General features: G+C 68.5%; 22 protein-coding genes. 10 read left to right on the plus strand and 12 right to left on the minus strand.

All coding sequences use genetic code 11. From position 1 onward, the window contains the following. Positions 1 to 7: 7 nt before the first annotated feature. From murU to LG306_RS00935, 5 genes are all read left to right on the plus strand, one after another. A complete protein-coding gene (gene murU / locus LG306_RS00915; protein ID WP_404419606.1) occupies positions 8 to 703 on the plus strand; it encodes an N-acetylmuramate alpha-1-phosphate uridylyltransferase MurU in 696 nt (231 codons plus the stop codon). After that, positions 700 to 3,765: a double-strand break repair protein AddB gene (gene addB / locus LG306_RS00920; protein WP_404417234.1), complete on the plus strand. Its 3,066-nt coding sequence runs from the start codon at positions 700 to 702 to the stop codon at positions 3,763 to 3,765. The genes murU and addB overlap by 4 nt, the downstream gene beginning before the upstream one ends. After that, complete coding sequence (gene addA, locus LG306_RS00925) at positions 3,762 to 7,184, plus strand: double-strand break repair helicase AddA (protein ID WP_404417237.1); 3,423 nt, start codon at positions 3,762 to 3,764, stop codon at positions 7,182 to 7,184. The genes addB and addA overlap by 4 nt, the downstream gene beginning before the upstream one ends. 260 nt (positions 7,185 to 7,444) lie before the next feature. Further along, positions 7,445 to 7,774 carry a thioredoxin gene (trxA, locus tag LG306_RS00930; protein WP_404417240.1) on the plus strand — a complete coding sequence of 110 codons (330 nt, stop codon included), beginning with the start codon at positions 7,445 to 7,447 and terminating at the stop codon, positions 7,772 to 7,774. Positions 7,775 to 7,846: 72 nt separating this feature from the next. Continuing rightward, positions 7,847 to 8,032, plus strand: coding sequence for a hypothetical protein (locus LG306_RS00935; RefSeq protein WP_404417243.1), 186 nt, complete (start codon positions 7,847 to 7,849; stop codon positions 8,030 to 8,032). Here LG306_RS00935 and LG306_RS00940 read toward each other — a convergent pair. Beyond that, positions 8,029 to 9,315 (minus strand): bifunctional folylpolyglutamate synthase/dihydrofolate synthase, encoded by a 1,287-nt coding sequence (locus LG306_RS00940; RefSeq protein WP_404417246.1) that lies wholly within the window; start codon positions 9,313 to 9,315, stop codon positions 8,029 to 8,031. The two genes, LG306_RS00935 and LG306_RS00940, sit on opposite strands and share 4 nt — an antisense overlap. Positions 9,316 to 9,351: 36 nt before the next feature. Here LG306_RS00940 and LG306_RS00945 point away from each other — a divergent pair, with 36 nt between their 5' ends. Next, positions 9,352 to 9,795 (plus strand): DoxX family protein, encoded by a 444-nt coding sequence (locus LG306_RS00945; RefSeq protein ID WP_404417249.1) that lies wholly within the window; start codon positions 9,352 to 9,354, stop codon positions 9,793 to 9,795. Here LG306_RS00945 and accD read toward each other — a convergent pair. From accD to LG306_RS00995, 10 genes are all read right to left on the minus strand, one after another. Further along, positions 9,750 to 10,640 carry an acetyl-CoA carboxylase, carboxyltransferase subunit beta gene (gene accD, locus LG306_RS00950; RefSeq protein ID WP_295244602.1) on the minus strand — a complete coding sequence of 297 codons (891 nt, stop codon included), beginning with the start codon at positions 10,638 to 10,640 and terminating at the stop codon, positions 9,750 to 9,752. The genes LG306_RS00945 and accD overlap by 46 nt on opposite strands. A 10-nt stretch (positions 10,641 to 10,650) precedes the next feature. Further along, the gene (gene trpA / locus LG306_RS00955) at positions 10,651 to 11,493 is read right to left on the minus strand and encodes a tryptophan synthase subunit alpha (RefSeq protein ID WP_404417252.1); all 843 of its coding nucleotides are present in this window, start codon (positions 11,491 to 11,493) and stop codon (positions 10,651 to 10,653) included. Next, entirely contained in the window at positions 11,490 to 11,969 is a 480-nt protein-coding gene (locus LG306_RS00960; protein WP_404417255.1) for a hypothetical protein, read from the minus strand. Before LG306_RS00960 ends, trpA begins: the two co-directional genes overlap by 4 nt. Next, on the minus strand, positions 11,966 to 13,168 hold the full coding sequence (trpB, locus tag LG306_RS00965) for a tryptophan synthase subunit beta (protein WP_316409658.1): 1,203 nt from the start codon (positions 13,166 to 13,168) through the stop codon (positions 11,966 to 11,968). Before trpB ends, LG306_RS00960 begins: the two co-directional genes overlap by 4 nt. A gap of 77 nt (positions 13,169 to 13,245) precedes the next feature. Continuing rightward, positions 13,246 to 13,884, minus strand: coding sequence for a phosphoribosylanthranilate isomerase (locus LG306_RS00970; protein ID WP_404417258.1), 639 nt, complete (start codon positions 13,882 to 13,884; stop codon positions 13,246 to 13,248). Beyond that, positions 13,881 to 14,291 (minus strand): type II toxin-antitoxin system VapC family toxin, encoded by a 411-nt coding sequence (locus LG306_RS00975; RefSeq protein ID WP_404419608.1) that lies wholly within the window; start codon positions 14,289 to 14,291, stop codon positions 13,881 to 13,883. Before LG306_RS00975 ends, LG306_RS00970 begins: the two co-directional genes overlap by 4 nt. Before the next feature lie 2 nt (positions 14,292 to 14,293). After that, complete coding sequence (locus LG306_RS00980) at positions 14,294 to 14,545, minus strand: hypothetical protein (RefSeq protein ID WP_404417261.1); 252 nt, start codon at positions 14,543 to 14,545, stop codon at positions 14,294 to 14,296. 61 nt (positions 14,546 to 14,606) lie between these two features. Beyond that, positions 14,607 to 15,356, minus strand: coding sequence for a pseudouridine synthase (locus LG306_RS00985; protein ID WP_404417264.1), 750 nt, complete (start codon positions 15,354 to 15,356; stop codon positions 14,607 to 14,609). A 32-nt stretch (positions 15,357 to 15,388) separates the two neighbouring features. Continuing rightward, positions 15,389 to 16,288 (minus strand): class I SAM-dependent methyltransferase, encoded by a 900-nt coding sequence (locus tag LG306_RS00990; RefSeq protein WP_404417267.1) that lies wholly within the window; start codon positions 16,286 to 16,288, stop codon positions 15,389 to 15,391. Between the two features lie 4 nt (positions 16,289 to 16,292). Next, positions 16,293 to 17,093, minus strand: a complete 801-nt coding sequence (locus LG306_RS00995; protein WP_404417270.1) for an undecaprenyl-diphosphate phosphatase — start codon at positions 17,091 to 17,093, stop codon at positions 16,293 to 16,295. A gap of 138 nt (positions 17,094 to 17,231) precedes the next feature. On the opposite strand from LG306_RS00995, the gene LG306_RS01000 reads away from it, so the two are divergent. The 4 genes from LG306_RS01000 to queG all read left to right on the plus strand — a co-directional run bounded on the left by LG306_RS01000 (position 17,232) and on the right by queG (position 21,087). After that, positions 17,232 to 18,224: a cation diffusion facilitator family transporter gene (locus LG306_RS01000; RefSeq protein ID WP_404417273.1), complete on the plus strand. Its 993-nt coding sequence runs from the start codon at positions 17,232 to 17,234 to the stop codon at positions 18,222 to 18,224. Between the two features lie 61 nt (positions 18,225 to 18,285). Beyond that, positions 18,286 to 18,972, plus strand: a complete 687-nt coding sequence (locus LG306_RS01005) for a glutathione S-transferase family protein (protein WP_404417276.1) — start codon at positions 18,286 to 18,288, stop codon at positions 18,970 to 18,972. Between the two features lie 52 nt (positions 18,973 to 19,024). Then, positions 19,025 to 19,795 (plus strand): hypothetical protein, encoded by a 771-nt coding sequence (locus LG306_RS01010; protein WP_404417279.1) that lies wholly within the window; start codon positions 19,025 to 19,027, stop codon positions 19,793 to 19,795. 176 nt (positions 19,796 to 19,971) lie between these two features. Beyond that, positions 19,972 to 21,087: a tRNA epoxyqueuosine(34) reductase QueG gene (gene queG / locus LG306_RS01015; protein WP_404419610.1), complete on the plus strand. Its 1,116-nt coding sequence runs from the start codon at positions 19,972 to 19,974 to the stop codon at positions 21,085 to 21,087. Positions 21,088 to 21,283: 196 nt separating this feature from the next. Here the strand turns inward: queG and LG306_RS01020 are convergent, their stop codons facing one another. Further along, positions 21,284 to 22,300 carry an adenosine kinase gene (locus tag LG306_RS01020; RefSeq protein WP_404417282.1) on the minus strand — a complete coding sequence of 339 codons (1,017 nt, stop codon included), beginning with the start codon at positions 22,298 to 22,300 and terminating at the stop codon, positions 21,284 to 21,286. Positions 22,301 to 22,356 lie beyond the last annotated feature (56 nt).

Raw genomic sequence — 22,356 nt, forward strand, 5'->3', positions numbered from 1 at the left:
GACGGCAATGGTCCTCGCCGCCGGCCTGGGCACCCGGATGCGCCCCCTGACCGACGACCGCCCCAAGGCCCTTGTCGAGGTGCAGGGCCGCGCCCTGATCGACCATGTGCTGGACCGTCTGGCGGACGCCGGCGTCGAAAAGGCCGTGGTCAATGTCCACTGGTTCGCCGACCGGCTGGAAGCCCATCTGGCGGCGCGAGGATGCGGCCCCGAGATCGTCATTTCCGACGAACGCGCCGAACTGCTGGAGACCGGCGGCGGGCTGAAGAAGGCCCGCGCCCTGCTGGGCGACGATCCCGTGTTCGTCGCGAACATCGACAGCGTTTGGATCGACCGAGGCGACGCCCTCACTGATCTGATCCGCCTGTGGAACCCCGAGACGATGGACGCCGCCCTGCTGCTGGCCCGCCGCGAAGGCTCCATCGGCTTTGAGGGCGATGGCGATTTCTTCATGGCCGACGACGGGACGCTGACCTTCCGGGGCGACGCCCCTGCCGCGCCGTTCGCCTATATGGGCGTCCACATCACCCGGCCCGGATACGCCGACCACGGCCCCGACGGTCCCTTCTCCCTCAGCCCCCTTTGGCGCAAGTCCGCCGCCGAGGGACGTCTGTTCGGCTGCGTCCTGGACGGCGCCTGGATGCACGTCGGCGACCCGCAGGCGCGGGACGAAGCCGAGACGAAGCTGGCGGGAGACGCGTGAGCGGCTTCGATCCCTTCCTGGGCGACACGCCGCGCTGGTACGCCATCCCCGCGTACCGGCCGTTCCTTGAGGATCTGGCCGCCGGCGTCCTGGCCTGGCTGGGCGATCTGCCGCCCGAAACCCTGTCGGACGCCACCATCCTGTTGCCCAACCGCCGGGCCGCGCGCGCCTTCACCGGCGCCCTGTCCAAGCTGTCTCAGGGTCGCCCCATCCTGCTGCCCCAGGTGCGGCCGCTGGGCGATCTGGAGGAGGACGAGCCGCCCTTCACGCCCGGCGCCCTGGGCCTGGACCTGCCGCCCCCCATCCCCGCCCTGACCCGCCGTTTCGAGATGGCGCGGATGATCGTCGAACGGTTCGATGCGTCCTTGAGCCCGATGCGCGCGCTGGATCTGGCCGATGCGCTGGGCGGCTTCCTCGATTCCTGCCAACTGGAAGAGATTCAGAACCCCGAGCGGATCACGACCCTGGTCGACGGCGAAATGGCCGAACACTGGGAACGGTCAGCTGAGTTTCTGGGTCTGGCGGTCGAGGCCTGGCCGAAGCGTTTGGCCGAACTGGGTCTGGTCGATCCGGCCTGGCGTCGCGCGACCCTGCTGCGCCGCCTCGCCGACCTGTGGGACCGCGAACCGCCGCGCCAGCCCGTCATCGCCGCCGGCTCGACCGGCACCGTCCCCGCCGCCGGCGACGTGCTGAAGGCCGTGGCGAGGGCGCCGCTGGGCTGCGTCGTTCTGCCTGGCCTCGACCTGGATCTGGACGCGGGCGTCTGGGACCGGCTGGACGAACAGCATCCGCAAAGCGCGATGAAGCGACTGCTGGACCGCTGCGAGATCGCGCGCGAGAGCGTTCGCCCCTGGTTCCGTCCCGCGGTTCCCCCGGCCGTCGAGGCGCGCGGACTGGCGCGCCAGCGGCTGGTCAATGAGGCCCTGCGTCCGGCCGAGGCTACCGACGACTGGCGCCGCGCGATCCGCGACATCCGCTCGGCCGCCGCCGCGCGCAGCGAGGCGCGCGACCCCATCGCCGAAGGGCTTCAGGGCCTGTCCCTGTTGACCGTTCGCGCTGAGGAGGAGGCCGCCGCCGCCATCGCCCTGATGATGCGCGAGACGTTAGAAACGCCCGGCAAGACGTGCGCCCTGGTCACGCCGGATCAGGCCCTGGGCCGCCGCGTCGCCGCCCGGCTGGAACGCTGGGGCGTCATCCCCGATTCGTCCGCTGGCGCCCCCCTTTCGCGGCTGCCCGCCGGCGCCCTGGTCGATCTGTGCGCCCGCTGGATCGCCGATCCGGTCCAGCCCCATCTACTGCTCGCCGTCGTCAAACATCCGCTGGTCCGGTTCGACCTGGGCGACGCTTCTCAAGCCGCCGCCGTCGCCGCGCTGGAGGAACACGCCCTGCGCGGTCCCCGCCCGCGCGACTTCGCCGCCATCCACCGCCGCCTGCTGGAGGCGGTGCAGCCCGACCGGCGCGGCAAGGCGCCGCCGGAATGGAAGCAGGCCAGGCTGTCGGCCGCGACCCGCCTGGTCGATCAGCTTCAGGCCGCCGTCGAAGCCGCGACCGCCGTTTTCACCCCCGACGCGGATCTGAACGTCGCCGCCTCGGCCCTGACCCGGCTGATCGAAACCCTGGCCGGCCAGAACGCCTGGGCCGGTCCTGACGGCGAGGCCGCCGCCGCCCTGTTGTCTGGCTTGATCGAGGGCGGGGCGTCGCTCGGCCGCATCCGCCGCGCGGAACTGGCCGAACTGGTCACGTCCCTTGTCAAGGAAAACGTCGTGCGGACCGGCGGGGCGACCCATCCTTCGCTGCGCATTCTGGGAGCCATCGAGGCGCGTCTGGTCAGGGCGGACCGGATGATCCTGGCCGGGCTGGAGGAAGGCGTCTGGCCTCAGGCGGCGCCGACCGACCCCTTCCTGTCGCGCCCGATGCGAAAGGCGCTGGGCTTGCCGCCGCCAGAGCGCCGCCTGGGCCAGACGGCGCAGGATTTCGTCCAGGCCGCCTGCGCCGACGACGTTATCCTGATCCACAGCGAGCGGCGCGGCGGCCAGCCCGCCGTCCGCTCGCGCTGGCTGTGGCGGCTGGAGATGCTGACGCGCGGCGCGAACGCTGTCGAAACGCCCGTCGCAATCGCCCGCCCGGCGGCCGTCATCGACTGGGCCCGCGCCCTGGACGCACCCCCACCCGGCCCGCCCCTGTTCGCCAAACGGCCGGAGCCGCGCCCGCCGGTGCATCGCCGTCCGCGCAGCCTGTATGTCACCCGCATCGAACGCTGGGTGCGCGATCCCTACGCCATCTACGCCCTGTGGGTGTTGGGGCTGGAGGCGATGGAGCGGCCCGGCGCGTCCGCCGAAGCGCTGGCGCGGGGCAACGCCGTCCACGCGGCCATCGAGCGGCTGACGCTGGACTGGCCCGACGACCTGCCCGACGACTGCGAGGCCATCCTTCACGACCATCTGCTGCGCGAACTGGGCGCGCGCGGGTTTGAGGATGCCGCTATGGCCCGCGAGGCGCCGCTGGCCCGCAACTGCGCCCGCTGGCTGACCGAGTTCGAGCGCCGGCGTCGCGCGCGCGGCGTCGATATCCTGGTCGAGCAGCAGGGGACGATGACCTTCGACGCCCCCGCCGGCCCCTTCACGGTCAAGGCCTTCGCCGACCGGATCGAGCTGGCGTTCGACGGGGCGGCGGTCATGGACTTCAAGACCGGGGCGGCGCCGTCCGCCAAACAGGTCAAGTCCGGCTTCGCCCCGCAGCTGACCCTGACCGCCGCCATCCTGGCCGACGGTGGGTTCGCGGACACCAACGGCCCGGTCACGCCCGACGAACTGACCTATGTCCGCGTGGTCGGGCGAAAAACGGCGGGCGAAGTCGTCACCCGCGCCTCGGGCTCTGAGGCAGCCGACCTGGCGCAGGCTGCGCTGGACGGGCTGAAGCGCCGCGTGGCCCGGTTCGACGACGAGAATACGCCTTACGTTTCCTGGGCCGCGCCACAGTTCATGGGCAACCAGGGCGGCAACTACGATCATCTAGCCCGCGTCTGGGAATGGTCGGTGATCGGCGACGGGGACGAAGAATGAGCATCGCCCCTCAGATCGTCGCCGCTGACCCCCGCCTGACCGTCTTCGTCACCGCCAACGCCGGTTCGGGCAAGACCACCACCCTGGTCAACCGGGTGGCGCGGCTGCTGCTGGATCAGGTCGATCCCGGCGCCATCCTGTGCGTCACCTACACCAAGGCCGCCGCCGCCGAGATGCAGGCCCGGCTGTTCGACCAGCTGGGCGGCTGGGCCGTGCTGGACGACGCCGCACTGTCGCGCGAACTGGCCCGGCTGGACGACGGCGACCCGCAGGCGATGGATCACGCCGCGCTGTCCCGCGCGCGCAAGCTGTTCGCCCGCGCGCTGGAGACTCCGGGCGGCCTGAAGATCCAGACCATCCACGCCTTCTGCGAAAAACTGCTGCGGCGGTTCCCGCTGGAGGCCGGGGTCTCGCCCCGCTTCACCGTGCTGGAAGACCAGGCTGCGACCGCCCTCAGCCACGCCGCGCGCGAAGACCTGGCCCGCGCCGCCGTCGCCGATCCGGAAGGCCCCATCGGCCAGGCCTACAGCCATTTCGCCGTCGAGCTGGACTGGCAGCGGTTCCAGGCCCTGCTGTCGATGATCGAGGCGAAACGCGCCGATCTGCTGGACTATATCGACCGCGCCGAGGCCGGAACCGCGCCCGATCCCTGGTCCCTGACGGGCGCCGAACGTGATCGCAGCCCGGAGGATCTGGAGCGCGATTTCGTCGCCTTCATCGATCCCGGCGAGTGGAACCGCATGGCGGAGGCCATGGAGACCGGCTCGGCCAATGACAAGAAGATCGCCGACGCCATGAGCGTCGCCGCCCCGCCCTATGCCGGGTTCGCGGCCCTGGCCGGGGTCTTCTGCACCCAGGCGGGCGAACCGCGAAAGAGCATGGGCACAAAGTCTGCGCCGCAGGGCGCGGTCGGCTGGCTGCTGGACCTCCAGACCAAATTCCTCGCCACGCGCGAGGCTCTTCGCAAGGCCAAGGTCGCCGACGATACGGTCAAGGTCCTGACCCTGGCCCGCGCCCACGCCGCCTTTTACGAAGCGGCCAAGGCCCAGCGCGGGGCGCTGGACTTCCCCGACCTGGTCGCGCGCGCCGCCGCCTTGCTGACAGAGAGCGGGGCCGCCGCCTGGGTGCTGTACAAGCTGGATGGCGGGGTCGATCACGTCCTGATCGACGAGGCCCAGGACACCGCCCCCGAACAATGGGCCATCGTCCGCGCCCTGACCGGCGAGTTCTACTCTGGCGAAAAATCTGGCCGCACCGTCTTCGCCGTCGGCGACGAGAAACAGTCGATCTATTCCTTCCAAGGCGCCCGGCCGGAGCGGCTGCGTCAGGAACGCGGCGCCTTCCTTGCCCTGGCCGAGGGCGCCGGCGAGCCCTTCGCTGGGCCGGAGTTGAACACTTCCTACCGCTCGACCGAAGAGGTGCTGGCCTTCGTCGACGCCGTCTTCGCTGATCCCGACCGCACCCGCGCCCTGACCGGCCCCCAGGGCGACATCGCCCGACACCTCCCTGCGCGCGTCGGCCAGCACGGCGCAATCGACCTTTGGCCCCTGTTCCTGGACGAGCCCGCGCCCGAAACCGACGCCTGGGACGATCCGGTCGATCAGGAAGGCGCCGGCAGCGCCCGCAAGCGCCTGGCCCGCGACCTGGCCCGCGAGATCCGCCGCCAGGTCGAAAACGGCGTCGCCGTCTTCGATCGCAGCACCCGCGACCTGCGCCCGGCCGGCTACGGCGACTACATCGTCCTGGTCCGCCGCCGCGACGCGACGTTCGAGGAGATCATCCGCGCGCTGAAGACCGAGGGCGTGCCGGTCGCCGGTGCGGACCGGCTGAAACTGTCCAGCCATATCGTTTTCGACGACCTTATATCGCTGGCGCGTTTCGCCCTCTTCCCCGACGACGACCTGTCCTTGGCCGAGGTGCTGCGCAGCCCGCTGTGCGATGTGGACGAGGACGGCCTTTACGCGCTGGCCGGGCGCGAGAATCGCAAGGCGGGCCAACTTTGGCGCGACCTGCGCGACCGGGCGCACGAAAGCCCCGAATGGGCCCGCGCCCGCGACGCGCTTCAGGCCGCCATCGGCGCGCGCGGCGGCGACCCGTTCGCCTTCTTTTCCCAGGCCCTGAACCGCGTGGACGACTTAGGGCTCTCCGGCCGCGCCCGCATCCTGGCCCGGTTGGGGCGCGAGGCGGAAGAAGCCATCGACGAGACCCTGAACCAGGTGCTGGCCGCCGAGAACCGCGGCGCGATCGATCTGGAGAGCTGCCTGGCCCAGCTGGAGGCCGCAGACGTCGAGGTGAAGCGCGAACTGGAGGGCGCGCGCGGCGAGGTCCGCGTCATGACCGTCCACGGCGCCAAGGGTCTGGAGGCGCCCATCGTCATCCTGCCCGACACAACCATGAAGGCGAAGGCGCAAGGTCCGTCCCTGATGCCCGCCGTCACGCCGGAGGGGGAAGGCGAGGCCTGGCTGATGGCGCCCGGCTCGGCGAAGGACGACTGCCCGGCCTCGGCCGACGCCCGCGCCGCGCGTCAGGCCCGCACCGACGACGAAACCCTGCGCCTGCTCTATGTCGCCCTGACCCGCGCGCGGGACCGCGTCATCGTCATGGGCCGCGCCTCAAGCCGGGGGGCCGAGGCCGGCAGTTGGTGGTCGATCCTCGAGGAAACCTTTGACCGTCTGGGCGATCAGGTGCGCGAGGTCGAGAACGGCGTGCGTCGCTATGGCGTCGACCCCGAGCGTCGCCCGGTCGCCGCCGATGAAGTGCGGGCCTCCGCCGCCCTGCCTGCCTGGGCCGCCTTGCCGCCGCCGGCCGACGCCGCCGCCCGTTTCGCCTCGCCGTCGCGGATGGAGGGCGGCGCGATCCGCATCCCCGCCCCCTCGCCCCTGGCCCGCAGCGCGGCCAGCGGCGCGTCCCTGGGACGGTTCAGGCGCGGCGACCTGATCCACCGGCTGCTGGAACGCCTGCCCGAGATCGCACCCGCCGACCGCCCCGACGCCGCCCGGCGCCTGCTGGCCAAGGAGAACGATCTCGACGACGCTCAGCGCGCCGAGATGATCAAGGCGGCTTTCGACGTCTTGACCGACGCCCGGTTCGCCCCTGTTTTCGGTCAAGGCTCGCGCGCCGAGGTCGCCCTGACCGGATCCGCTCCCGGCCTGCCGCCCGGCGTCGCCATCAACGGCCGCATCGACCGGCTGGTGGTAACACCCGAACGGGTTCTGGTCGTCGATTACAAGACCAACCGCCCTGCGCCAGACGCCGTCGAGGCGGTCGATCCCGCCTATGTGCTGCAGGCCGCCGTCTATGTCGCCGTGCTGAAGCGCCTCTATCCCGACCGCCCGGTCGAGGCCGCCCTGGTCTGGACCGACGGGCCCAAGCTGATGCCCATTCCTGAAACCCTGCTAGCGGCGGCGCTCAAACCCTAACCCCCGTCATCCTCGGGCTTGACCCGAGGACCGGGCGCCGGTCGATCTGTGCGTCGCCGTCTTCGCACGAGCGGCGGATCATCCGATCCTCGGGTCGGGCCCGAGGATGACGGACGGAGAGAGGGAGCGACGGCGGCAGTTGAATTGCCCGCGATTCGCTCCCACATCTGCAATCGAACCCGGACAGATCCGGCCAACACCAACACGCGCTCATGCAGCGAGGCGCCGCGCGCCGAGCGATAGCGCCCAAGGAGCCATTCATGGCGACTGTAAAAGTCACCGACGAAAACTTTGACGCCGACGTCCTGAAATCCTCGACCCCTGTCCTGGTCGACTTCTGGGCCGAATGGTGCGGCCCCTGCAAACAGATTGGCCCGGCGCTGGAACAGATCGCCGACGAGCTGGGCGGTCAGGTCACGGTGGCCAAGATCAATATCGACGACAGCCCCATGACCCCGTCCAAGCTGGGCGTGAAGGGTATTCCGACCCTGATGCTGTTCAAGGACGGCCAGATGGCTTCGATGAAAGTCGGCGCCATGCCCAAAGGCAAGATCGTCGAGTGGCTGGCCGAGGCCGGCGTCAAGGCCTGAGCCTTTTCGACCCTGTCAGATCAAGCGCCCGCCGGTCCGACCGGCGGGCGTTTTTCATGCTAGGATGGCGCCATGAGCGACGAAGACACCCCGAACCCGGCTGACGATATCCCCGGCGAGACCCCGGTCCAAAAGGCCCTGCGCCTGAAGACCGCCAAGCTGGATGCGCGCGCCAAGCCGCCGCGCGGCGGTCGCTTTCAGCGCGAACAGGTCGCCCGCATCGCCGCCGGCAAGTCCAAGCCCTGGATGACGCGCTAGACCGGCCAGGTCTCCTCGCTGGCGCCCAGGACCTCGCCGGCCAGATACAGCGAGCCGCAGATGGCGACCCTGCCCGCGCCCAGGCGCAGCGCCAGGTCCAGCGCCTCGGAAACCGATCCCGCCGGGGTCGCCGCCAGCCCATGCCCGCGCGCCACGGCCGCCAGGGCCGCCGGCTCGGCCGCCGCCCCTTCGAAGCCGACGGTGAAGACGGTGGCCTGGCTGTCCTTCAGCGCGGCGAAGAACCCGCCCGCGTCCTTGTTGTTCAACATGCCGCAAATCAGGGCCAGGGGACGCGGCGCCCGCGCCTGACGCTCGGCCAGAAACGCCGCCAGCGCCCGCGCTGCATGGGGATTATGCCCCCCGTCCAGCCACAGCTCCGCCTCCGCAGCCTTGGCCGCAGCGCCGTAAGGGCCCGCCGAAATCCGTTGCAGCCGGGCGGGCCAGCGCACGCGCTTCAGCCCTTCGGCGATCGCAGCCTCGGGCAGGTCCAGTTCGACCGCCGCCGCCACAGCCAGGGCCGCATTGTCGATCTGATGCGCGCCTGCCAGGGCCGGCGCCGGCAGGTCCATGAACAGTTCAGCCGTCTGGAACGCCAGACCGCCCCGCTCGGCCCAGGCGTCGAAGTCCACGCCCAGCACGGTCAGCCGCGCATGGACGTCGGCGGCGCGCCGTTCGATGGCCGCCATCGCCTCTTCCTTCTGGCGCGCGATCACAGCCGGCGCTCCGGCCTTCAGCACCCCCGCCTTTTCCGAGGCGATGGCGGCCAGATCCGTGCCCAGGAACTCCGCATGGTCGTAGTCGACCGGGGCGATGACGCTGAGCAGCGGCCGCTCGATCACATTGGTCGCGTCCAGCACCCCGCCCAGACCCACTTCGATGACGGCCAGGTCGGCGGGCGTCTCGGACATGGCCAGGAAGGCGGCGGCGGTGGTGCTTTCGAACACCGTGGCCTCGCTGTCCGTTTCGGCCATGACCGCCTCGATCCGGTCCAGGATCGCGTTCAGATGATCGTCCTCGATCAGCGTTCCAGCCAGCCGGATCCGCTCGTTGAACCGCACCAGGTGAGGCGAGGTATAGGCGTGCACCTTCAGCCCCGCCGCCTCGGCGATGGCGCGGATCAGGGCGACAGTCGATCCTTTACCGTTGGTGCCCGCCACATGGATCACCGGCGGAAGCTTGTGCTGCGGATCGCCCAAGGCCGCGCACAGAACGCGCATTCTTTCCAGCGAAAGGTCGATCCGCTGGGGGTGGCGCGCGCGTAGTCGTTCGGAGACGGGATCCATCCGCCTCCTTTACCCCCTGATTTCGAGAACCGCGACATGACTTCCAGGCCGCAGATCAGAACCGCGGCGCGCGTCGTCCTCGCGGCCGTCTTTTTGGGCGCGGGCGTGCTGCATCTGATGGTCCCCGGCCCCTTCGTGCGGATCACGCCGCCGTGGGTTCCGCAACCGGCCCTGGTCGTGGCCCTGACGGGGATCGCCGAGCTGCTTGGCGCGGCGGCTCTGATGATCCCGCGCCTGCGCATCGCAGCGGGCTGGGCGCTGGCGGCCTATGCCGTCTGCGTCTATCCGGCCAACATCCAGCATGCCGTGAACTTCATGACGTCGGGCGCAGGGTTAGGCTGGGCCTATCACGGCCCGCGCCTGCTGTTTCAGCCGGTCATCGTCTGGTGGTGCCTGTGGGCCTCGACCGCGATCGACTGGCCCTTCAGGCGGTCTCAGGCGGCGGCGCGGGCCCCGTCCATCAGCATGGACAGGATTTGACCCAGGGTGCGCGGCAGGTCGGCGCGGGTCACGACCCGGTCCACCATGCCTTTGTCCTGCAGATATTCGGCGCGCTGGAAGCCGGGCGGCAGCTTCTCGCGGATGGTCGCCTCGATCACGCGCGGACCGGCGAAGCCGATCAGGGCGCCGGGTTCGGCCAGATGCACATCGCCCAGCATGGCGTAGGAGGCCGTCACCCCGCCCGTCGTCGGGTCTGTCAGGACCACGGCGTAAGGCAGTCTGGCGTCCTTCAGCTCTTCGATGGCAAGGGTTGTGCGCGCCATCTGCATCAGCGACAGGGCGCCCTCCTGCATCCGCGCGCCGCCGGCGGCGGTGAAACAGACCAGCGGAACCTTGCGGCTGACCGCCTCGCGCGCCGCCTTGATGAAGGCCTCGCCCGCCGCCATGCCCAGCGACCCGCCCATGAAGGTGAAGTCCTGGACGATCACGACCGCATCCTGACCGCCGACCGAACCATAGCCGATGGCCATGGTGTCCTTGCGGCCCGCCGCCTTGCGCGCGGCGTTCAGGCGATCCTTGTAGGATTTGCCGTCCGAGAATTTCAGCGGATCTTCCGGCACGTCCGGCGTGTCGATGGACTGGAAGACGCCGCCGTCGAAGGTGGCCTTCAGGCGCGTCGGGGCATCGATGCGCATATGCCGGCCCGACGGCGTCACCCAAAGGGCGGCCTCCAGGTCCGAGCGATACAGCATCTCGCCGCTGTCGGGATCCTTGACCCAGAGATTGTCCGGGGTGTCGCGGCGCGACACGATCTTGCGGACGCCGGGCGCAAAGCGGCTCAGCCAGCCGCCGCGCTTTTCCTGAGGCTTGGTCTTGTCGTTCATCCGCGCGCTCTTAGACGGTTTCCGCCACGGAAGCACTAGCGGCGACGGATCGAACCGCATCGCCCAGCGCCTTCACCCGGGCCAAAACGCGCGCGGCGACGGGTTCGTTCGCCTCCAGCGCCGCCGCCACCTCGTCCACCAGGGCCGAGCCCACGACCACCGCATCGGCGACGCGCGCGATCTCGGCGGCCCGTTCAGGCGTCTTGACCCCGAAGCCGACCGCGACCGGCAGGCCCGAGGCCTTGCGCACCCGCTCTACGGCCGGCGCCACGACATCCGCGTTCGCTTCCTTGACGCCCGTCACGCCCGCGACGGCTACATAATAGACGAAGCCCGACGTGCCCTGGACCACAATCTTCAGCCGCTCGTCGTCCGAGGTCGGCGTCGCCAGGCGGATCAGCGAGATCGAAACCTTGTCCAGCGCCTCGATCAGCGGCCCGGCCTCTTCCGGCGGACAGTCCACGACGATCAGCCCGTCGATGCCGCAGTCGGCCGCATAGGCGGCGAAGGCGTCATAGCCCAGGCTCTCGATCGGGTTCAGATAGCCCATCAGCACGATGGGCGTGGCGTCGTCGCCCTTACGGAATTCCTTGGCCAGATCCATGGTCGAGCGCAGGCCGAAACCCGCCGCCATGCCCCGGATCGCCGCCCGTTGGATCGGCGGCCCCTCGGCCATCGGATCGCTGAACGGAAAGCCCAGTTCGATGATGTCCGCGCCCGCAGCCGGCAGGCCGTTCAGGATGGCCAGCGCCTCCTCGCGCGACGGATCGCCGCCCATCACATAGGGAATGAAGGCCGCACGGCCCTCGGCCTTCAGCGCCTTGAAGCGCCCGTCGATACGGGCGGTGGTCATTGTTGCGGCGATCCGGCGGCGGCAGGCGGTGTCGCGGCCGCGGCAGCCGCGCACACGTCGCCCGGAATGGTGGCGAAGCCCAGATAGCCGGGCAGTTCGGCGACGGCGGTCTTGGTGGTGTCGTAGAAGGCGACCATCTGCATGCCGTCGCAACCGCCGGCCTCGCGGCGCTTGATGAAGACGACGCGGTTGTCGTCGCCGCCGGCGGCCAGCCAGTTCTTGGTTTCCAGATCGGCAATATAGGCGTCGGCCAGGGCGCCGATCTGGCCCAGTTGCGCGGTCACGCACCAGGTCCGCCCAGTCAGATTGTTCAGCCCTCCGCAATCGGGCGACAGCTCCGCGCCGGGCAGCAGGCCGACGTCGGCCGGACCGCCTTGCGGTGCAGGGGGGGCCGGCGTCGGGGTAGGCGTCTGGGCCTGCACGGCCGCAGCGGACAAACTCATCACGGCGGTCGCCGCCAACAGACTACGGATCACAGGTTCACTCCCAGATGTTTGGCGACCTGGAAGATGTCCTTGTCGCCGCGCCCCGACATCAGCAGGACGACGTCGCCGCCCTTGCCGACTTCGCGCGCCACTTCGCCCGTCCGCGCCAGGGCGTGGGCCGGCTCCAGCGCCGGAATGATGCCTTCCAGCTTCGAGCACAGCTGGAACGCTTCCAGCGCCTCATTGTCTGTCGCCGAGCGGTATTCGGCCCGGCCGATGTCGTGCAACCAGGCGTGTTCCGGCCCGATGCCGGGATAGTCCAGCCCGGCCGAGATCGAGTGCCCCTCGACGATGTTGCCGTCCTCGTCCTGAAGCAGATAGGTCCGGTTGCCGTGCAGCACGCCCGACCGCCCGCCCTTCAGCGAGGCCGCGTGATCCGGCGTATCCAGACCATGGCCGGCCGCTTCGACACCGATCAGGCGCACGCCCTCGTCCTCGATGAAGGGGTGGAAGGCGCCGATGGCGTTCGACCCGCCGCCGATGCAGGCGACAACCGCTTCGGGCAGCTTGCCCATCCGGGCCATCGACTGGCGCTTGATCTCCTTGCCGATCACCGACTGGAAATCGCGCACCATGGCCGGATAGGGGTGCGGCCCCGCCGCCGTGCCGATGATGTAATAGGTGTCCGAGACGTTGGTGACCCAGTCGCGCATCGCCTCGTTCATCGCGTCCTTCAGGGTCGCGGCGCCGGCCGTGACCGAGAAGACTTCCGAACCCAGCAGACGCATGCGGAACACGTTCGGCTGCTGCCGCTCCACGTCCACCGCGCCCATATAGACGGTGCAGGGCAGGCCGAACCGCGCCGACACTGTCGCCGAGGCGACGCCGTGCTGCCCCGCGCCGGTCTCGGCGATGATGCGCGTCTTGCCCATGCGGCGGGCCAGCAGGATCTGGCCCATGCAGTTGTTGATCTTGTGCGCGCCCGTATGGTTCAGGTCCTCGCGCTTCAGCCAGATGTTCGCCCCGCCGAAATGTTCGGTCAGGCGCTCGGCGAAATACAGCGGGCTCTCGCGACCGACATAGTGGGTCAGAAAGCTGTCCAGCTCGGCCTGGAAGCTGGGGTCCGCCTTGGCCGCCTTGTAGGCCGCGTCCAGCTCGTGGATCAGCGGCATCAGGGTCTCGGCCACAAACTGACCGCCATACGGACCGAAGCGACCCTGCGCATCCGGCCAGGCGTAGGCGTTCGACAGCGGCTCGGTGGAATCGGCGGCTTGAATGGGGGTCTGGGCGTTCACGGTTTCGACTTTCACGCGGGGAGGCGTCGTAATTACGACCGGCGCGCGTTTCGGATGAAGGCGGCGATCCGGCCCACGTCCTTAACACCCGGCGCGCTTTCCACGCCAGAGGACACGTCCACCATGGGCGCGCCCGTCATCTTCAGCGCCTCGGCCACATTGTCCGGATTCAGCCCCCCGGCCAGGAACCAAGGACGGCGAAAGGCGCGGCCGGACAGCAGGGTCCAGTCGAAGCTGTGTCCCACCCCGCCGGGCAGAACCGATCCCTCCGGCGGCTTGGCGTCGAACATCAGATGATCGGCCTCATCACTCCAGGCGTCGGCGGCGGCGAAGTCGTCCGCCTGCCGGATCGGCAGGGCCTTGATCACACCCGCCCCCGTCAGCGCCCGCACGCGCTCAGCCCGTCCCGGCGTCTCAGACCCATGCAACTGGATGAAGTCGGGCCTCAGCGTCCGGGCGATCTGTTGCAGCAGGGCGTCGTCGGGATCGACCGTCACCGCCACGATCTTCGCCCGCCCCCGCGCCCGCTCGAACAGGGCGGTAGCGGCTTCGAGCGCCAGATGGCGCGGGCTTTTGGGAAACACCACCGCCCCCACGAAGTCCGCCCCGCCCTCCAGGGCGACGTCCAGCGTGTCCGGCGTGGTCAGGCCGCAGATCTTGATCTCTGTCATAGATCGATGACCAAGACACCATATCGCTTGGCGGTCTCGGCCTGCGCATGGTCGAATGTCGCAAGCTTCAGACCCATCCGACGCACCACGCCGAGGTGCAGCGCGTCCGGCGTTCGAATCGAGGCGTCCTCGCGGCAAAGATAACGCGCTTCGATGAGGTCGTCTTCCGTGATGGCGACCTGGGGCCCTAGCAAGGCGACCCAAGTGTCGAAGGCAAGCTCGACAGCTTGATGTTCGGCGCCATCGATGACGGCCACTCTTCGCAGCCTGGACACGGCTGAGCTGAACTCCGCTATCGTCCAACGGCTGACGACCGTCTTATCGCCTCGCGCCAGCCATGCTCTGGCCCGGTCTGAATGAGCATCGCTAACGAACAGCGACACCACGACCGAGGCGTCGAGATACACTGTCAATAGCGGTATTCCGAGCGCATATCCCGGATCGTCTCCACAGAATTCATGGGGTAGCGAGGCTTTATTCGGACGCGGTCCAACCAGGCGACATCATGAGCAGAAACCGGCAAGTCCTGCTCCGCCGCATCCACGACGATGCGCGCGACGGTCCCGCTGGCGGTGACGATTGCGATGCTCTCGCCTTTGGCCGCGCGATGGATCAATGTCCCAAGCACGTTGGCGGCGTCATCTACGGAATAGTCGGTCATGGGCTGAATATAGCGCCGATCGACGCCTTGATCCAAATCTCAATTCAGCTCCCAATCCGCGTCACCCGCCAGTCGGCGACGTGAAAATCGAGGCGACCTCGTCCGCCGTCGCCAGCCGCCACTGACCGGGCGCCAGATCGGCGGGCAGCACCAGTCCGCCCAGCCGTTCGCGATGAAGAGTTTCGACGTGGTTGCCGGCGGCGGCGAACATCCGGCGCACCTGGTGATAGCGGCCTTCCGTCACCGTCAGGAGGGCCTCGGTCGGCGACACCACCTCCAGCACCGCCGGCGCCAAGGGCTTGTCCTCGCCGTCCAGCACCAGCTCGCCCGAGGCGAACAGCGCGCCTTCCGTACCTGTCAGCGGTCGCGCCAGACCGGCCCGGTAAACCTTGGCCACATGGCGTTTGGGCGAAATCACCCGGTGCAGCAGATCGCCGTCGTCGGTCAGCAGCAGCAGGCCCGTCGTCTGCTTGTCCAGCCGTCCGATGGTCGAGATGGCGGGATCGCGCGCCCGCCACCGTCCCGGCAGGATGTCATAGACCAGCGCCCCCTCTTCCTTGTGGGAACAGGTCATGCCCAGCGGCTTGTTCAGCAGGATCACCAGCCCCTGCACGGGGTCCAGCGGCTCGCCGTCGATCTCCATCCGGCCGGGCAGATCGGGCGTCACGGCGATCCGCTTCGACACGTCCGTCAGGTCCGCGCCGTCCAGCACGATCCCGCCCGCCTTGGCCATCCGCGCCATTTCGGCGCGTGATCCATAGCCCATCGAGCCCAGCAGACGATCGACCCTCGACGTCGGGACTTTTTTCATGCGCTACCGCCCTTCGGACTGCTTGAGCGCGGTCACTTCACCGCCTCGAACAGCTTGTAGCCGCCCGCCTCGGCGACCAACCGCACCCGCTTGAACGCCGCGTTCAACTCGGCCTCATAGGGGAGGTGCCGGTTGGCCACGACCCAGGCGACGCCGCCTTTTTTCAGAAGCTCGGCCGCCTTGCGGATGAAGGCCTGACCCAGCCGCCGGTCCTCGGCCCCACCGTCGTGGAAGGGCGGATTGCTGACGACGAAATCCTTGTCGCCCTTGGCCTCCAAGGTGCGGGCGTCCGACCACCAGACCTTGGCGCGGTCGTCCTCAATATTGCGGCGAGCGGCCTGGATGGCGCGGCGGTCCAGATCGACCATCTTCAGCTTGGTCACGGTTGGCGAGCGCAGCACCACGATCGACAGCGCGCCATAGCCGCAACCCAGATCGACCCCCTCGCCCTTCATCATCGGCAGATGTTCGGCCAGCAGCGCCGAGCCCGGATCGATCCGGTCCCAGGCGAACACGCCCGGCTGCGACCAGGCCTCCAGCCCAGGCACGATCTGCGGCCCGCCAGCGGCGATGGCCTCGTCAAGCCCCACGACGGTCTCGGGCCGACTAACGATGCAGCGGCGATGGTGCGCCTTGGCGGTCTCGGCGACGTCAAGCCCGAACGCCTTCAGCTCCTTGCCGAGGCGAGAGCCGCCCTTGTCCTTGGGCGCCATGACATCCAGCCGCCCGCCGACCCTCAGCGCCTTCAGCGCCAGGGCCAACACATAGCGCCGCTCCAGCACGCCGGGCGGGGCGTAGATCATGACGCTGTCGGCCGAGCCAGGTTCCTGAACCTCCAGCGCAGCCGAGTCCGGGATCAGGGGCGAGGTCTGGGTCGCGTCGCCGGGCGGATCGAAGACGACCGGCGGACGGCCGTACAGAAGCGTGGTCATGGTCTCAGAACCCCGCCTGCAACAGCATCAGACCCACGACCCCGACCACGATCCGCCACCAGGCGAAGACGCCGAACCCGCGCTTGGACACGAAATCCAGCAGGAACCGCACCACCGCCAGGGCCGAGATGAAGGCCACGACAAAACCCACAACGATCAAGCCGATGTCGCTGAAATCCAGCGTCTTGTGGTTCTTCAGCAGATCATAGGCCACCGCCGCCCCCATGGTGGGCAGGGCCAGAAAGAAGCTGAACTCAGCCGCCGACCGCTTGTCGGTCTTCAGCAGCAGTCCGCCGGCGATGGTGGCGCCGGACCGCGACACGCCGGGGATCATGGCCAGGCACTGGAACAGGCCGATCAGGAAATAGATCCGCATCGGATAGGCCTCGGCGTCCAGCCAGCGAGGCTTCTTGTCCATGCGGTCCAGCAGCAGCAGGATCACCCCGCCGACAATCAGGGCGATGCACACCACCTGGGGCGTCTCGAACAGCACGGTCTTGATGAAGTCATAGGCCAGGAAACCGATCACGACGGCCGGCGCGAAGGCGACCAGCAGGCCGATCAGAAATCGGCGCGCCTCGGCGTCGAAGGGCCAGCGCGTCGCCAGGGTCCACAGTTTCTTGAAATAGACACTGACGATGGCCAGCAGGGCGCCCAGCTGGATCACGATCTCGAACGTCTTGCCCGCGCTCTCGAAGCCCATGAAGTGGCCCAGCAGCAGCATATGGCCTGTGGACGAGACCGGAATGAACTCGGTCAGCCCCTCGACCAGACCCAGAATAATGGCGGCAAGCCAGTCCGACATGAGACCCTCGAAAACCAATGCGCCCGGAACGCGCCGCGCCCGGATGCCTTCCCCCTAGAGCATGATCGTTTCTGACGGAACGACCCGTTTGGGCCAGCGGTTGGCTTTCAGCCACGATTGCGCGAGAAGAAGCCGACAATGACGACGCCCGCCCCCGCCCCCGCCTCGCTCGACGACGCCCATCTGGCCACGCGCCGCATCACCCGCCTGTCGGTCGGGGTCGCGGTGGCGCTGATCGCGATGAAGGCCTTTGCGCTGGGCGCTTCAGGCTCGGTCTCCATCCTGGCGACCCTGGCGGATTCGGTTCTGGATCTGGCGGCGTCCCTGACCACCTTCTTCGCCGTGCGCTGGGCCGCCGCGCCGGCTGACGAGGACCATCGCTATGGCCATGGCAAGGGCGAGGCCCTGTCCGCATTGGTCCAGGCCGGGCTGGTCTTCGCCTCCGCCATCTTCATCGCCTGGGAGGGGGTGCAGCGCATCTTCGACCCCCGTCCCGTGACCTCCGGCGTCTGGGCCACGGGCGTCATGGTCGCGGCCATCGCCATCACCGCCTGGCTGGTGTGGATGCAGACCCAGACGCTGAAGAAGACCGGCTCCCTTGCCGTCGCCGGCGACCGCGCCCATTACGCCGCCGACCTGGCCGCAAACGTCGTGGTGCTGATTGGCGTGATTTCTGGCGCCTTCCTGGGCGCGCCGGGGCTGGATGCAGCGGCGGGCATCGTCGTCGCCGTCTGGCTGTTCTGGGGCGCGACCGGCATGTTGAAGGCCGCCGCCGATCACCTGCTGGATCGCGCCGTGCCCGAGGCCGACCGCGCCGCCATCACCAAGGCCGTCCTGGCCGACCCCCAGGTCTTCGGCGTGCACCAGCTGCGCACCCGCATGTCTGGTCAGGTGATGATGATCCAGATGCATGTCGATCTGGACGCGCACCAGACACTGGACGCCGCCCACGCCATCGTCGTCGCCGCCGAGAACCGGGTGCTGGCTCAGTATCCCGCCGCCGACATCCTGATCCACGCCGACCCGCGCGGCCACGCCCGTCCGCAGCCCGCGATCCCGGTCGCGGCTCCCGCCGAGCCGCAAGCCGCTCCCGCACCGACCGGCCCCGCGCCCAAGGGGCCGTGGTCCTGACCTTGTGTCCAGTTTCAATGCAGTAAATGCGCATTAACGGGTCCGGGCGCATCAACCCCTGATGGCCGATCCTTGCGTTCTCTTCCACTTCGCCTTCCAGCCCGCCTCTCGCGCCGCGCGACTGGCGCTGGGAGAGGCGCGGATCGAATGGACGGATGCGCCGGTTCGTCCGTGGGAGGACGATTGCCCGGTAAACGACTTCAACCCGTCCGGCCTGCCGCCGGTGATCCAGACGATGGATCGCGGCCGTCCGCTGGTGCTGTGCGAACTGCCCGCTATCTTGGGCTGGATCGAGGATCAGCAAAAGGGGCCGCTGCTACTGCCCGCCGATCTCGCCGACCGGGCCGAGGCGCGCCGCCTGACCGGCTGGTTCGAGCGCCGCTTCATGGACGAGGTCGACGCCGTCCTGCTGCACGAGCGGATGGAGAAACCCCTGCTGAAGCTCGGCCCGCCCGAAGCCCGCGCCCTGCGCGACGGCCGCGACGCCCTGAAATCCCATCTCGCCATGCTGGAAGACCTGGTCGCCGCGCGCGACTGGCTGGCCGGCCGCCGTCTGTCGCAGGCCGACCTGATCGCCGCCGCCCACCTGTCGGTGCTGGACTATTTCGGCGAGATCCAGTGGAAGACCTGGCCCGGACTGAAGACCTGGTATTCCAAGCTCAAATCCCGCCCCTGCTTCCGCCCCCTCCTAGCCGACCGCTTCGTCGGCGTGCCGCCGTCGGCCTGGTACGCGGATCTGGATTTCTAAGGGATCTCCAACCCCACTGGAGTGGCAAGCTGGATAACCAATCAGAGCCCCAATGACTAACCTTATGCCCGTGAATACGCAGCGCTCAAAAATGCGACTCTGGCTAACCGTCTTCGCCGTGGCTGCGTGCGCAACGCCTGCCTTGTCTCAGGCCGTGCCTGACACGAAAGCTAGATCTCGACTGAGCCAGACCAACTGGACAGCCGAGCACCTCCGCACTGCCTCCACCACCGAATTGGTGCGAAATCTTCTGCCCGAATATTCAGGCAAGGTCGTCGGCCATGACTGGGAACAGTTCAGCCCGAGCGGGCCAAAATACCTATTTTTGTATGAACGCTCCAGCGCCGCTTCCGAATGGGTCTGTATGCAACCCGTTCATAAGCTGACCTTCTGGCCGGCATGGGATATCGATCCGAAAGATGATGATCCGACGGGCTTCGTTTTGACGGCTCGCGACGAAGACGCCATTTTTCAGATCGCGGAGGCTGGCTCATGCCACCACCACGGCAATGACCTGACAGGCTTTCGGTCTGATCGTTTTGATTTCAGGGAAGCCGTCAGCGCTTTCATGGCCGCACGGAATAATGAAGCCGTCTCGGTCGATTGCGGTGATCTCGCCGCCGACTGCGCTGCCTTATTCAAATCATTGGACGTCCTATCCCTTCGACTTCTCTCCAAATGCGGGGAACCGGGATGCATGGCAAGCTTCAGCTTTCCCCCTTCGAATTTCGACCGGGGATCAATGCCCTATGGATGGGACGTGAAACTCTATTCGGAACGCCGGATCGTGATCCGGCCAGGACGGCAACCCGCCGTTTCCTGATTAAGCGGCGGCGACGTGTACCGATTCAGGTACAGCGAATACTCGTCGATCAGTGCCTGATGCGTCGCCCCAACGGGGGCGTCAAAGACAACATCGACGCATGCCGATCCGCCAAGGGCCAGATCTGGTCCCGCCTGCCCTGCATCCCAACTGCACACTATGCTATCCCCCGCCCCGTGTCCGACCGCCTGAAAACCTTCATCCGCCAGCGCGCGGCCGAGCTGGGCTTCGATGTCTGCCGGTTCGCCTCGGCGGCCGACGCCTGGCCGGCGGGCCAGCGGCTGCGGCGTTTCGTGGATTCGGGCCGGCATGGCGACATGGAATGGATGGAAACGACGCTGGATCGCCGCCAGCATCCGACCGCCATGTGGGACGAGGCCCGGACCGCCATCGTCCTGGGCATGAACTACGGTCCTGAGCAGAACCCGCTGGATCAGCTGGCCGACCGTTCGGCCGGCTACATCTCGGTCTATGCGCGCGGCGACGACTATCACGAGGTCATCAAGGGCCGGCTGAAGCAGCTGGCGGGCCAGATCGCGGCCCGCAACGGCGCGGACATCAAGGTCTTCGTCGACACAGCCCCCCTGATGGAAAAGCCCCTGGCCCAGCGCGCCGGCCTGGGCTGGCAGGGCAAACACACCAATCTGCTCAGCCGGACCCACGGCAACTGGCTGTTCCTCGGGACCATCCTGACCGCCGCCGAGATCGCCCCGGACGCGGCCGAGACCGAACACTGCGGCCGCTGCACCGCCTGTCTGGACGCCTGTCCGACCAAGGCCTTTCCCGCCCCGTTCCAGCTCGACGCCCGGCGCTGCCTGTCGTACCTGACCATCGAGTTCGCCGGCCCCTGGCCGGTCGAGTTCCGCACCCTGACCGGATCGCGCATCTATGGCTGCGACGACTGTCTGGCGGTCTGCCCGTGGAACAAGTTCGCCCAGGAAGCCCGCGAAATCCGGCTGGCGCCCCGCCCGGCCTTTGAAAGCCCGCGCCTGGTCGACCTGCTGGCGCTCGACGACGCCGCCTTCCGCGCCCTGTTCACCAAGAGCCCGGTCAAGCGGATCGGCCGCGACCGCTTCCTCAGGAGCGTCCTCTACGCCGTCGGCAACTCGGACGACGCCGCCCTGATCGCCCCGACGAAGGCCTTGCTGGACGACCCCTCGCCCCTCGTCCGCGGCGCCGCCGTCTGGGCCCTGTCGCAGTTGATGCCGGCCGACGCGTTCGCGATCCTGGCCCAGGCGACGACCGAAACCGACCCCCAGGTCCTGGCCGAATGGCGTCGAGAACCTGCCTAGCCAGCGCAATCGGCGTCAGCAGTCGCAGCGATTTCAATGCTCTGAAGACGACCAGCGACCTTTAGCCGGCCACCCCCGCCCGCCGGCCTATACTGCTCGCTCAGACTTCAACACGCGCTGGAGAACTGCAAACCGCTCGCAAGAATCTGCACGAAAGTGCACTGAAAAAATTCACAGTGCACTTTTCGGCGCCGGCCTAGAGCTTCAGCCCGTTCTCTTTGGCCAGATCGACCAGCTTCACCATCGGGCGCGGGCCCCAGTGAGCGATGACTTCGGAAGCCGCCAGCGAGCCCAGCTTGCCGGCCTCTTCCAGCGTCAGGCCGCGCGCGAGGCCCAGCAGGAAGCCGGCGGCGTACTGGTCGCCGGCGCCGGTGGTGTCGATCACCTTGGCGACCGGATAGGCGGCGACCACGACGCGCTCGTCGCCCTTGATCACAACCGAGCCATGCTCGCCACGCGTGACGGCGGCGACCTCGACGATGGCGGCCAGTTGCGCGGCGGCGTCGTCGAAGTCTTCGGTCTCGAACAGGGCGCCCAGTTCGGCTTCATTGGCCAGGACGATGTCGGCGGACTGGGTGATGAAATCCAGCAGTTCGGCGCGCCAGCGCGCGACGACGAAGGTGTCCGACAGGGTGATGGCCACCTTCCGGCCGGCCTTGTGCGCGGCGGCTGCGGCGCGTTCGAAGGCGGCGCGGGCGGGCGCCGGATCGAACAGATAGCCTTCCAGATAGACGATCTCGCTGGCGCCGATCAGGGCCTCGTCGATGTCGTCGGCATACAGCTGGTTTGCGGCGCCCAGGAAGGTCGCCATGGTGCGTGCGCCGTCCGACAGGACGTTGATCAGGCAACGGCCGGTGCCGTAGCCCTGGTCCGCCCCGTCCGTCAGGACAGGCGTGTCGAAGTGAACGCCGGCGGCGCGGATGTCGTGGGTGAAGACCTGGCCCAGCGTATCGTCGGCGACCTTGCCGATATAGGCCGCGCGCCCGCCGAACGAACCGACGCCCGCCACCGTGTTGCCGGCCGAACCGCCCGAGGCCTCGACGCCGGGCGCCATGGCGTCATACAGGGCGGCGCTGCGCTCGGCGTCGACCAGCTGCATGGAGTTGGGCGCCAGATCCTGGGCCGTCAGGAAGGCGGCGTCGCAGGGGCTGAGGACATCGACGATGGCGTTGCCGACGGCGCAGACATCATATTGGGCGGTGTTCTGGGTCATGGTCGCGCCTTAGCCGGTCAACGCCCGCACGTCATCTGAAATCACATAAGGAAGGC

This window comes from Brevundimonas vesicularis, assembly GCF_044807075.1.
GTDB lineage: Bacteria > Pseudomonadota > Alphaproteobacteria > Caulobacterales > Caulobacteraceae > Brevundimonas > Brevundimonas vesicularis_G.

Coding starts and splice junctions, on each gene's coding strand:
- trpA (WP_404417252.1), bottom strand. CDS start 11,493: ATGACCACCGCCCGTATCGACGGGCGCTTCAAGGCGCTGAAGGCCGAG.
- addA (WP_404417237.1), top strand. CDS start 3,762: ATGAGCATCGCCCCTCAGATCGTCGCCGCTGACCCCCGCCTGACCGTC.
- LG306_RS00985 (WP_404417264.1), bottom strand. CDS start 15,356: ATGAAAAAAGTCCCGACGTCGAGGGTCGATCGTCTGCTGGGCTCGATG.
- LG306_RS00995 (WP_404417270.1), bottom strand. CDS start 17,093: ATGTCGGACTGGCTTGCCGCCATTATTCTGGGTCTGGTCGAGGGGCTG.
- accD (WP_295244602.1), bottom strand. CDS start 10,640: ATGAACGACAAGACCAAGCCTCAGGAAAAGCGCGGCGGCTGGCTGAGC.
- LG306_RS01010 (WP_404417279.1), top strand. CDS start 19,025: ATGACTAACCTTATGCCCGTGAATACGCAGCGCTCAAAAATGCGACTC.
- LG306_RS00980 (WP_404417261.1), bottom strand. CDS start 14,545: ATGACCGACTATTCCGTAGATGACGCCGCCAACGTGCTTGGGACATTG.
- LG306_RS01020 (WP_404417282.1), bottom strand. CDS start 22,300: ATGACCCAGAACACCGCCCAATATGATGTCTGCGCCGTCGGCAACGCC.
- trxA (WP_404417240.1), top strand. CDS start 7,445: ATGGCGACTGTAAAAGTCACCGACGAAAACTTTGACGCCGACGTCCTG.
- LG306_RS00970 (WP_404417258.1), bottom strand. CDS start 13,884: ATGACAGAGATCAAGATCTGCGGCCTGACCACGCCGGACACGCTGGAC.
- LG306_RS01005 (WP_404417276.1), top strand. CDS start 18,286: ATGGCCGATCCTTGCGTTCTCTTCCACTTCGCCTTCCAGCCCGCCTCT.
- LG306_RS01000 (WP_404417273.1), top strand. CDS start 17,232: ATGACGACGCCCGCCCCCGCCCCCGCCTCGCTCGACGACGCCCATCTG.
- murU (WP_404419606.1), top strand. CDS start 8: ATGGTCCTCGCCGCCGGCCTGGGCACCCGGATGCGCCCCCTGACCGAC.
- LG306_RS00935 (WP_404417243.1), top strand. CDS start 7,847: ATGAGCGACGAAGACACCCCGAACCCGGCTGACGATATCCCCGGCGAG.
- LG306_RS00940 (WP_404417246.1), bottom strand. CDS start 9,315: ATGGATCCCGTCTCCGAACGACTACGCGCGCGCCACCCCCAGCGGATC.
- LG306_RS00990 (WP_404417267.1), bottom strand. CDS start 16,288: ATGACCACGCTTCTGTACGGCCGTCCGCCGGTCGTCTTCGATCCGCCC.
- LG306_RS00945 (WP_404417249.1), top strand. CDS start 9,352: ATGACTTCCAGGCCGCAGATCAGAACCGCGGCGCGCGTCGTCCTCGCG.